The 5,758-nt window shown below is 67.5% G+C and carries 4 protein-coding genes; all 4 read left to right on the top strand.

Annotated elements, in window-relative coordinates; genetic code table 11:
* The first annotated feature begins 1 nt into the window (after position 1).
* Positions 2 to 2,251: a glycoside hydrolase family 3 N-terminal domain-containing protein gene (locus VIM26_RS16930; protein ID WP_331953282.1), complete on the top strand. Its 2,250-nt coding sequence runs from the start codon at positions 2 to 4 to the stop codon at positions 2,249 to 2,251.
* Positions 2,252 to 2,376: 125 nt separating this feature from the next.
* Entirely contained in the window at positions 2,377 to 4,041 is a 1,665-nt protein-coding gene (locus VIM26_RS16925) for an extracellular solute-binding protein (protein ID WP_331953280.1), read from the top strand.
* Positions 4,042 to 4,103: 62 nt separating this feature from the next.
* Entirely contained in the window at positions 4,104 to 5,030 is a 927-nt protein-coding gene (locus tag VIM26_RS16920; RefSeq protein ID WP_331953284.1) for an ABC transporter permease, read from the top strand.
* Positions 5,027 to 5,758 (top strand): carbohydrate ABC transporter permease (locus VIM26_RS16915; protein ID WP_331953278.1); only part of this gene is annotated, 732 nt, incomplete at its 3' end. The genes VIM26_RS16920 and VIM26_RS16915, both read left to right, overlap by 4 nt.

The raw sequence follows: 5,758 nt of genomic DNA, 5'->3' as shown, positions 1-5,758 counted from the left end.
CCTGCTGGCCCGCATGACCACGGCGGAGAAGGTGGGCCAGCTGCTGCAGCTGAACGCCCAGGACGACCTCGAGGACATCGTCGTGACCAGGCACGCCGGGTCGATCCTGCATGCCTCCCCCGAGCGGTTGATGGACGCGATGGCGTTGGCGGCGCAGACCCGGCTCGGTATCCCCCTGCTGACGGCCGACGACGCTATCCATGGTCACTCCTTCTGGCCGGGTGCGACGATCTTTCCGACCCAGCTGGGCATGGCTGCCGCCTGGGATGCCGACCTGATCGAGCAGGCCGCCCGGGTGACCGCTGTCGAGGTGGCCGCAACGGGCATCCACTGGGTCTTCTCACCCGTCCTGTGCATCACCCGTGACCTGCGTTGGGGCCGCGTCGACGAGACGTTCGGTGAAGACCCGTTCCTGATCTCGGAGTTCGGTGCGGCGATGATCCGTGGCTATCAGGGTGACGGTCTCGACGATCCGACAGCGGTCCTGGCGTGCGCGAAGCACTTCGCCGGCTATTCCGAGACCCAGGGCGGTCGGGATGCCAGCGAGGCCGATATCAGCCGGCGCAAGCTCCGGTCATGGTTCCTGCCGCCGTTCGAGCGGGCGGCACGGGAGGGTTGCCGGACCTTCATGCTCGGTTACCAGGCGATGGACGGGGTTCCCGTCACGGCCAACAAATGGCTGCTCAACGACGTCCTGAAACAGGAGTGGGGATTCACCGGGACGCTTGTCACCGACTGGGACTGCGTCGGCCGGCTGGTGCGGGAGCAGAAGGTGTGCGCCGACGACACAGAGGCCGCCGCGGTCGCAGTCCTCGCCGGCAACGGCATAGTGATGGCCACGCCGGGCTTCTTCGAAGGCGCGCAGGCAGCGCTGGCCAACGGCCTGATCGTCGAGGCTGACATCGACGCCGCGGTGCGCCGCGTCCTTCGCCTCAAGTTCGAGCTGGGGCTTTTCGAGAACCCGCGTCGGCCCGACCCGACCCGACAGGCAGAGGTCATCGGCTGCGCCGACCACGCTGCGCTGAACCTGCAGATGGCCCGCCGATCGTTGGTGCTCCTGAACAACGATGGAACACTTCCGCTGGACGGCGGGTTGGCCGGCGCGGCCCCGACTCCACGCACGCTGGCGGTGGTCGGGCCCAATGCCGACGATCCGGACGCTCAGCTGGGCGACTGGGCCGGGGCCTCCGGGCAGGCCGACTGGATGCCCGACGGCCATCCCCGGGAAACCGTCGAAACCGTAGTCGACGGCTTCCGCGCCGTTGCCCCAGGCCACTGGACGGTGACGCACGCTCGTGGCGCCGAGATCGGGGCCATGTTGCCTCACCCGGACGGACTCGTGTTCCCTGACGGTCAACCGCGGTTCCCGACGCTTGAGCCGGCCTCACCGGACCCGTTCATGATTGCCGAGGCGGTAGCCGCCGCGCAGGCGGCCGACTATGTGATCGCCGTCGTCGGAGACAACGTCGCCCTGGCCGGCGAATTGACCTCCACCGCGACCCTGGAACTTGTCGGTGCCCAGGTCGCCCTCCTCGACGCGTTGGCGGCAACAGGCACACCCATGATTGTTGTCCTGGTCAACTCCAAACCGGCAGTCCTGCCCCGGTCGGCCCTCAACGCCGCCGCGCTCATCCAGGCGTTCAATCCCGGCATGCGCGGCGGACGGGCCATCGCCGAGCTGATCCTGGGCCAGATCGAACCGACTGGGCGGCTACCGGTGTCCTTCGCCCGGCACGTCGGCCAGCAGCCCGTCTACTACAACGTCGTGCGCGGCCAGCGCGGCGACAGCTACGCCGACCTCACCCTGGACCCGCAGTTCGTCTTCGGCGAAGGGCTGAGCTACTCCACCGTGGAGTATTCCGATCTCGTCGTGCATACCCCAGAACTGAGGCCGGACGCGACGATCCGGGCCCAGGTGAGGCTGACGAACACCGGCGACCGTCCGGCGCTCGAGACCGTTCAGGTGTACATCAACGATCTGGTCACGAGCGTGACCTGGGCGGAAAAGGAACTCAAGTCCTACCAGCAGGTCCTTGTCGGCCCCGGCGAATCCGCGATGGTGCACCTGGAGCTGCCCGCCTCGTCCTGCACCTTGGTCACCGCCGACGGCCGCCGAGTAGTGGAACCCGGCGAGTTCGAGCTGCTCGTGGGACCCAGCTCGCGGACCGTCGACCTCCTGAGCGCCACCTTCCGAATAGGCGTCGACAGCTCGGCGCTCGGAAGTCGCGAATCAGGAGTCTTTCTCAACTGAACTCGCTCGATCCCCGCCCGACCCACGCGGCGCCAGTACATCCTCCTTCGGTGGACTACCGAAGGTCGCGCCGGACCCGCATTGCCATGTGAACGTGCGTTTCCACAAGGAAGTGAAGTGCGCTGATGATCACCACCACACAGCTGGGCCAGGTCGGGGAGATCGCCGTTCGTCGGCGGTCGTTCCTGCGCATGATCGCGACGGGGGCGGCCGTCGTCGGCGTGCCGTCGCTGCTCACAGGGTGCGCGACGGCGGCGCCGACGTCGGCCGGGCCTGCGGCCTCGGACGCCGGCAAGGTCATCCCGAGCTACATCCCGGTGGAGTACGTGAAGCCGGACTTCCCGAGCGTGAAGGGCTCGGTTCCCGGGTACCTGAAGCTGCCGGACAAGTTCGTGCAGTCGGTGTCGAAGGTGCCGGGCAGCGGTGCGTCCTTCAAGGCGATGACGCCGCTGTGGGGCACGATCCCGTCGACCAAGGGCAACCAGTACTACCAGGCGGTCAACGACCTGCTTGGGTCGACCCTCGAGTTCCAGATCACCGATGGCAACACCTACGGCGACAAGCTCGCGACCGTGCTCGCCTCGGCCAAGGACGTGGCCGACTGGGTCTGCGTGCCGACCTGGAACCTGCCTCCGCGGTTCGGTTCGGAGATCGTCGGCAACGTGTTCGAGGACCTCACCCCGTTCCTCGCGGGTGACAAGGTCAAGGACTTCCCGAACCTGGCGAACATCCCGTCCGCGGCGTGGAAGTACTGCGTGTTCAACGGCAAGCTCTACGGGCTGCCATTCCCCGGCGCGGTCGTCGGCGACGCGATCTTCTACCGCAACGACCTGCTCAAAGAGATGGGCATCACCCCGGAGGTGAAGAACGGCGACGACCTGCTCGCCCTGGCCAAGGAGCTCACCGATACCAAGGCCGGGCGCTGGGGTGCGGAAGACCTCTGGAACTCTGCCGCGACGATCCACGGCGTCGTGCCGAAGTGGAGGGTTGACGGCGGCAAGCTCGTGCACCGCGTCGAGACCGAGGAGTACCGCGCGGCACTCGCGTGGAACGCCAAGCTCTTCGCATCCGGCGCGGTGCACCCCGACGCCGTGGCCGGCCAGGCAGGTGAGGCCAAGTCGCGTTTCCAGGCGGGCAAGACGCTGATCGTGAACGACAGCCTCGGTGGGTGGAACGAGGCGTTGCGCGACAACCTGGCCGGCAACCCGTCGTACTCCCAGCAGCCGTTCGACCCGTTCGCGGCCGACGGTGGCACCCCGGTGCTGTTCGAGGCGAACCCGACGGGCATCTTCTCGTTCCTGAAGAAGACCGATGACAAGGCCAGGATCAAAGAGTTGCTCGGCATCGCGAACCTGCTGGCCGCGCCGTTCGGCACCACCGAGTGCAACGTCATCACCAACGGTGTCGAGGGCGTGCACTACACGAAGGACGCGAAGAGTGGCCTGCCTGTCCCGACGCCGCTCGCGGTGAAGGAGCTGCAGCCGACGTACATCTTCCTGGTGGACGGCCCGGTCGCGGAGACCCACGTGCAGTACCCCGGCTTCGTCGAGGCCATGTGCACCTGGCAGGCCAAGGTGGCCGCTCACGTCGAGGAGCCGGTGTTCTTCGGCCAGCAGATCTCCGAGCCCCAGCAGTTCGGCTCGCTCGCCCAGCCGTTCGCTGACCTGGAGAGGGACATCTCCCGGGGGCGCAAGACGCTCAAGGACCTCGACTCGGCGATCGCCACCTGGAAGTCCTCCGGCGGCGAGGATCTGCGCAAGTTCTACCAGGACATCTTGGACAAGGCGTGAGCCTCCCGGCGCTCGTGCCCGACCCGGTGCGGGACGGGGCGGTCCGCAAGGCCGTTCCGCGCGTGAACCCGGTCCGCAGGATCGGCTGGCGTGCCCGCCTGCGGCAGGACCGCACGCTGCTGATCATGGTGGCACCCGCGGTGCTGCTGCTGGTCGTGTTCGCGTATGTGGCGATGCTCGGCAACGTCATCGCGTGGCAGAACTACTCGCCGTACACGGGCTTCCTGCACAGCCCGTACGTGGCGTGGGCGAACTTCGCGCGCGTGTTCAGCAACCCGCTGTTCCTCGACGCGGTCCGCAACACCCTGACGATCACGGCGTTCCAGCTCGTGTTCTTCTTCCCGGTGCCGATCTTCCTCGCGCTGCTGCTGAACTCGGTGATGACCCCCAAGATCCGCACCGTCATCCAGTCGATCGTCTACCTGCCGCACTTCTTCTCCTGGGTGCTCGTGGTGACGCTCTTCCAGCAGATGCTCGGCGGGGCGGGCCTGCTCAGCCAGACCCTGCGCCACCACGGCTACGCGGCCTTCGACGTGATGACCAATCCGCACGCCTTCCTTGTGCTGATCACGATGCAGTCGGTCTGGAAGGACGCCGGCTGGGGCATCATCATCTTCCTCGCGGCCCTGGGCACCGTCTCGCCGGAGCTGTACGAGGCGGCCGCTGTCGACGGCGCGAACCGGTGGCGCCGCATCTGGCACATCACGCTGCCGGCCCTGCGCCCGGTGATCCTGCTGCTGCTCATCCTGCGGCTCGGGGACGCGCTGTCGGTCGGCTTCGAGCAGCTCATCCTGCAACGCGCCGCGGTGGGCTCGGGGGTCTCGGAAGTCATCGACACGTACGTGTACTTCCAGGGGGTGGTCAACGGCGACTGGAGCTTCGCCGCCGCGGCGGGCCTGGTCAAGGGCGTCGTCAGCCTTGGTCTCGTGCTGGGTGCCAACAAGCTGGCCCACGCCTTCGGAGAAGACGGAGTTTACAAAAAAGCATGAGCCAACAGACCCTCACGACCTCCTCTCCATCCGACACGTCCACCGCCCCGGTCGCGCGCCGCAAGCGGCGCAACAAGCACCGTCCGGTCTGGGAAGAAGAACCGACGCCGCTGGGCGCCGCAGGCAAGGGCGTCGTGCTGACCTGCGTCGTCCTGGTCGTCCTGTTCCCGCTGTACACGGTGCTGCTCACGAGCATGTCGACCCAGGCCGAGACCGTCGCGGCCGGCGGCCTGGTCACCGTCCCCGGTGACCTGACGCTGAACGCGTACCGCGAGATCCTCTCCGGCGGGATCGTCACCCGAGCCGTCCTGGTGAGCACGGGGGTCACCGCGGTGGGCACCCTGCTCTCCACGGTGGTCTCGATCCTCGCGGCGTACGGGCTGTCCCGGCCGCGCTCGTTCGGGCACCGCCCGATCCTGTTCGTCTTCCTCATCACCATGTTCTTCGGCGCCGGCCTGATCCCGACCTACCTGCTGGTGAGCTCGCTGGGGCTGATCGACTCCTACTGGGCGCTCATCCTGCCCGGCGCCGTCTCGGCGTTCAACGTGCTGATCCTGCGCAACTTCTTCATGGGCATCGAACCGGCGGTGCTCGACGCCGCCCGGATCGACGGGGCCGGGGACTGGCGCATCCTGGGCAAGATCGTGCTGCCGATGTCCCGGGCCGCCGTCGCCGTCGTCGCGCTGTTCTACGGCGTCTCGTACTGGAACGCGTTCTTCAACGCGGTC

This window comes from Pengzhenrongella sp. (assembly GCF_036565025.1).
Taxonomy (GTDB): Bacteria; Actinomycetota; Actinomycetes; order Actinomycetales; family Cellulomonadaceae; genus Pengzhenrongella.
The sequence above is the reverse complement of the archived record's forward strand: the minus strand, read 5'-3'. Positions and strand labels throughout refer to the sequence as shown.